This is a genomic window from Aureitalea sp. L0-47 (assembly GCF_026126405.1).
GTDB lineage: Bacteria > Bacteroidota > Bacteroidia > Flavobacteriales > Flavobacteriaceae > Pukyongia.
In genome coordinates, this window is sequence record NZ_JAFMTQ010000029.1 from 1 (window position 1) to 5507 (window position 5507).

Genomic DNA, 5507 nt, shown 5'->3' on the forward strand with positions numbered 1-5507 from the left:
CCTCCGGCTGGTACCGATGGGTGAGGGATGAAATTCGCGGGTGTGTGTTGCTGAACATTATAAGAAGAGCTAAACACATCGTTTCTGGTTTCGGCAGTCATCGGGCTCCCGAGGAGCATGAAATCACGTTCCTTTAAAGGAGGTGTTTCTACTTCAACATTGATAGTACCGCCATTAATAACAGATACAGTCGCATCGGGATCCAATTGAACCACATTCGCCTGGTGCTCCACGATCAGTGTTCCGCCGTTAACGGTGATATCGCCATTTACATTCAAGTAGTCACCTGCGCTGATACGTAATGTAGCTCCCGTTGAAACTGTTAATTCACAGGCGTCTATACTACCTCCGTCTGTCGCGGTGGTATAGCTATCGGTTATCGTGGCTTCATTGCTTAATGTAGGAGTGCCTCCCACCCAAGATCCTCCGGTATACTCCGAAGTATTTCTACATGAGAGCGTCATCGCCAAATTGTCAATCGCGATATCGCTGGCAAATCCGCCACCGGTTGTGCCGACAAATCGCAATTTTATGTTTTGTCCTGTGTATCCATCTAATGCAACCGTAGTTGGTACCCATGCATTATTGTTAACTCCATTTATGGAGAAAACATCTATCCAAATTCCATCAAATTCACTTAATTGAAGGACTAGGGATCCTGCATTTGCACCCCATGAATGGTAGTCAAATGTAAAGTCTACACCCTGAGCATAAGTTAGATCAAAACAAGGGCTTTCCAGAATAGCCGTTGCATCGGCACCTATCTCACCTGTAGTTCCATTTGAAGAAGCTTCAATATACATATAATAAGAGCCTTCGTTCGCCGAAGAAGGGCCCGTGTTTCCTGAAGGGGTGGAGCCTGTGAAGTTCACCCAATCGCCATCATCTCCCGAAGCCTGCTCCCATAGACCCAGACCACCACTACCAGTGCCTTCAAATCCCTGAGCGTAATCAAACACATCAATTGTATTAGTACAACTTACCGGGGGTGGAGGTGGAGGCGGTGTTCCTATGCGAATATTGTCTATGGCCATATCACTTGTAGTCCCTGAACCAGTGGTACCATCGAACCTCAATCGAATTGTGCCTCCGGCATAGGCTGAAAGGTCAACCTGTTCTTGAAAATTCCAATTATTCCCCTGGCTACCACTTCTGGACCATAATGTTGACCATCCGCTACCGTCATTAACAGTTAGATTGAGCGTACCCATGGATGCACCAAACATGTGATAATCGAAAGTGATTACTGTGGTACCGCTTGAAGGAATCTCAAAACACGGTGAAGTCACTATCGCACGGTCATTGGTTCCCTGATCTGCTTCAACAAACATATAAAGTTGCCCTTGACTGGCCGCGTTGGGACCCGTGTTTGCTGTAGGGGTTGAATGTCTTGAACGTATCCAGGAATTGGTAGTATTACTAGGTGAACAGTTATTTTCATCTTTTATCCACATATACTCCTCAAAATCCATAGTATATGGATAGGTATTGACTGTTTCTCGACAGGTTGGTGGAGCATAAGCTGAATCGTAAGCACATTGCAATTCGTCTATAGGTTCTACCCAGGAAATGTTTGGATATAAAGAAATATCAATAGAAGGTGAATTATCATTCGGGTCTGAAGGTAACAACACCTTAACAAAAGCAGCTCTTCCACTTGTCCCGCTGCTGGTACATCGGTTGTCTCCTCCAACTCGTTTCGCTCCCTGTAATGCAGCCATTAACTTATCTGATAGGCTTCCGGTAGTATTGATGAATGCAGCTTCCATATCGTCCAGGATATCCTGCCTTCCGGAACCTGCCGTAGAAGTATCCAGGATATTCCCTTGTATGGAATAATGCATGCCGGTTCCTGGGTCAACTCCCTGAATATCTCCTGCCCAGAAACCATTCGATGATCCGGTATATCCGGCGGTAGAGATATTTCCATTACTGTCAATACCCACAATTCCGTATTGCCTGCTTCCTATAGTTCCACTTCCGGGATCATTGGCTACCAACCAATCGATGATTTGCTGCGGTGTGTCACCGGCTTCCATACGAGCACGAGCTGCAGCCTGGTTGGTGGAATTGTATGCGGCTTGAGTATGAATAGCACCTAAGAGCACTCCTGTCGATGGATGTCTGATGGGATCACTAAGGAAATCAATAGTACCACTATAACAGCTACAACCAGCTCCCCCAATTTCACCACTCACAGGATCGTATGCTACGATAGAAAAGGTATCCCCCTCATCGTCTCTAGCCCTTGATGGGTCATCTTCAGGAATGTAATCAATTTTTTCAGTTAATCCCTCCTCCATCTTTGAAGTTGAATTCATAGGATTGAAAAGGAAAACAGCACATAATACGGTAATACTTACTATTGCTATGGCCATAAAATTGCGGCCGAATGGGTTACGGGGATTGGTTTTCGAGTTCATAGACTTTTATTCTGAAATATAAATTGGGATATATTTTAATTTTGATTCACAAGTGTAATTGTCATTTCTCCATATTGTGCATCATTAACGCCGTTAGCACCTGCGTAACCACTTGTGTTTTTTCCGAACCAACTAGCGGTATTACTGTTGTTCGAATTTCCCTGGTACCATTCACGTCCTCTAACTTTAAAGGAATATGTATTAGTAGCATCAAGGTCGACGTTATAGACAATTGTACCGGCCTGGCCCAAATAATTGTAGTTGGACCCATTAATTCGCTTAGACGAGGACGTAAGGTATTGCTCTGAAATTTTTGTGAATGTTCCTGAATTGTTGGTGTCCATCCAAAGGCTCATCGACCCCTGAACTGCACCATCGGAATTAGTCATGAGGTTATCACCGGCTGTCATATAAACCTTCGTTATAATCTGGTAAGTGCCTGAGAAAGGTATTGAGATATTACCGGTATCAAGCCCGGTGATATCAACATAATTGGTGTTATAGCAATTACAGTTATTTTTCGTGGCACGAACTTCCGCCGTTTGATCGTACTGCAGTGTATAACCCTCGTTAAAAAGTCTTCGCCACACACTGCCATCAAAGTAATAGAATCCTGGCTCTACCATTGTCGAACCTGAGCCTGCTTTAGTGGTATTATATACGAACAGCCCGGTTGACGGAGCTGGTGTAATCGTAGTGTTGTCGTCACTGCCGGTAAGTGCTACCCTGGGTAACAGGATTCCTTTATCGGTACTGCGTACTTCAAAGGCGGCCCCGGTGGCTATGGATGCACCTGTATTAACCCCTACCTGTGCCACAGATTCTTGAAGAAATCCAATTAACAGGGTAATACTCAGCACATAAAAAAAGTATGATCTTTTCATGATAAAATGCATTTTTAAAATTGTCTCAGCAAGGTGATGGTCATATAACTCATGTGTGCATCGGTTCTACCAACACCGTTTACACCACTATTGTTTCCATTGTAACGGGAACTGTCCAGTCCCCAAAATCCGTATCCCCATCCGGAGAAATTACTGTAGGAATTACGCTCGTCCCATTCACGGGCTTTTACAACGAAATCGTAAGAGGTTCCAGCCTCCAGGTCAACATTGTAAATAAACATACCACTTCGTTGAAGTGCGTGGAAAGCTCCGCTTGATCCAACTACTTTAGAGGTCGATGTGAGCCACATTTCATCCACCTTCACGTTGTCAATTTCCAGCCAAATAGAACAGGTTCCTACTGCAGGGTTGGAACCGCTTGGTTTGAGGCCGGTTCCATAAGCACCATTCACAATCACCTGGTAGGTCCCGGTTATCGGAACAATAATCTCCTGGTCGAGGCCGGTTAACGTATATTCGGTGGTTTGGTCCTGAGGTCTAACCAAGGCTGTTTGAAAGAACTGTTCCGAGTAGCCGCGATTATAAATTCGGATCCATTCGTCTCCATCCCAAAAGTACATTCCCGGGCTTACGCGGTCGTTACCTGAACCTGCTGTCGCAGTGTTGTATACCCATAGGCCTTCTACCTGGGCAGGATCAATAGTCGCATCGTCCGTGCGGTCGGTAAGTGCAACCCTTGGAATAAGCAGTCCTTTGTTACTGCTCTCCATTTGAAAGATCGCACCGTTATCCAAGGTTTCGGTCCCAATGGCAACCTGAGCACCTAAATCCATGCTCCACAAGTAGGAGAAGGATATCATCGTATATAGTAGAATTTTTTTCATGTTGTAGACTTTAAGTTGGAGCTTATTGTTGTCGGACTAAAGTAATTGTCATAGTTCCTCTCTGGGCCTCAGTTATACTACTAGAGCCTATATATCCGTCAGAATCACGACCAAAGATTCCAATATCTACCCCATTTCTATCCCATTCTCTACCCCGAACCTTGAAACTATAAGAATTTACCACATCGAGGGTTACATTGTAAATTATAGTAGTTGAATGAGCCATATTGTAGAAATCTGTGGTTGAATTTACAGTTTTCGAGGTGGCGGTTAAGAAAGACTCCTCTAGTTTGGTGAAGGTCCCTGAATTATTGGTGTCCATCCATAAACTAATAGATCCGGTACATGCTCCATCAGGTGAACCAGTAGTAATATCACCCGCCGAAAGATATCCACGAACAATTATCTGATAATCACCACTAAATGGAATATTAAAATCTCCCGTATCTAAACCATCTATGTCTACATAGACAGTAGGATCCGAATCGGCAGAGGTCTCACTGTCTTGTTTGTAGCGCAGTGTGTAACCCTGGTTGTAGATCCTTCTCCATTGAATACTATCCCAGTAGTAGAACCCGGGAGTAACCTGGAAAGGTAATACTCCAGCAAAAACAGTATTATATACAAGAAGTCCGGTAGTAGCACTTGGAGTAATGGTAGTTGTATCATTCGTTCCTGTTAATTCAACCCTGGGGATCAAAAATCCTCCGTCGCTCGCATTGATATCCAATAACGCACCACTAGAGGGAGAACTTGTGTTGATACCTACCTGGGCGTTTGCTCCAAAATTCAGACCCAGAAGAATATAGGCCACAAGGGCATAAGTAGGTAATTTTAGCTTTTTCATCGTATCGATTTTATCATTTCGGGCAATACAATATTACGACCCATCTTATGATTAATCGATTATTAACATTAAAATTCGATGAAATACACTTAATGTCGACTAAAGTAGGAAAAAGCCGACAAAAAACGTTAAAAATAGCTGATATATAGCCCGGAATTTGTAAATAAATCTTTTCAGAAGTTATTTAATGTTTGATATACAAGAAGTTAAGGGATATTTGATAAAATCTGTAAACGTGCATTTTATCGAAAACCTATTTTTAGTTAAAGAATATCATACAATTTAGATGCAATATTATTTATAAATCGGTTGCTTCCGCAAAAAATTAAAATCCCCGGTGCACCACCGGGGATTTCATCGAGATTGATCTGTGACTATCTTTTGATAATCTTTCGAGTTACAGACCCACCTACGGTATTTATTTTTACAAAATATACTCCGCTTCTGTAGGAAGATATATTCATTGATAATGAAGTTTGATCTTCAACTGAAAGGCTCTCGACCCTTC

Annotated in this window: 5 protein-coding genes; all 5 read right to left on the reverse strand. The window is 43.1% G+C overall.

Annotated features, from left to right (window positions below; all coding sequences use genetic code 11):
- A partial coding sequence (locus J1N09_RS15265; protein WP_265201147.1) for a DUF1028 domain-containing protein occupies positions 1 to 2423 on the reverse strand: 2423 nt, incomplete at its 3' end.
- A 35-nt stretch (positions 2424 to 2458) separates the two neighbouring features.
- A complete protein-coding gene (locus tag J1N09_RS15270) occupies positions 2459 to 3307 on the reverse strand; it encodes a hypothetical protein (RefSeq protein ID WP_265201148.1) in 849 nt (282 codons plus the stop codon).
- A gap of 14 nt (positions 3308 to 3321) precedes the next feature.
- Positions 3322 to 4152 (reverse strand): hypothetical protein, encoded by an 831-nt coding sequence (locus tag J1N09_RS15275; RefSeq protein ID WP_265201149.1) that lies wholly within the window; start codon positions 4150 to 4152, stop codon positions 3322 to 3324.
- 22 nt (positions 4153 to 4174) lie between these two features.
- Positions 4175 to 4999: a hypothetical protein gene (locus J1N09_RS15280; RefSeq protein WP_265201150.1), complete on the reverse strand. Its 825-nt coding sequence runs from the start codon at positions 4997 to 4999 to the stop codon at positions 4175 to 4177.
- Between the two features lie 374 nt (positions 5000 to 5373).
- On the reverse strand, positions 5374 to 5507 hold a 134-nt coding region (locus tag J1N09_RS15570), incomplete at its 5' end, for a T9SS type A sorting domain-containing protein (RefSeq protein ID WP_414826858.1).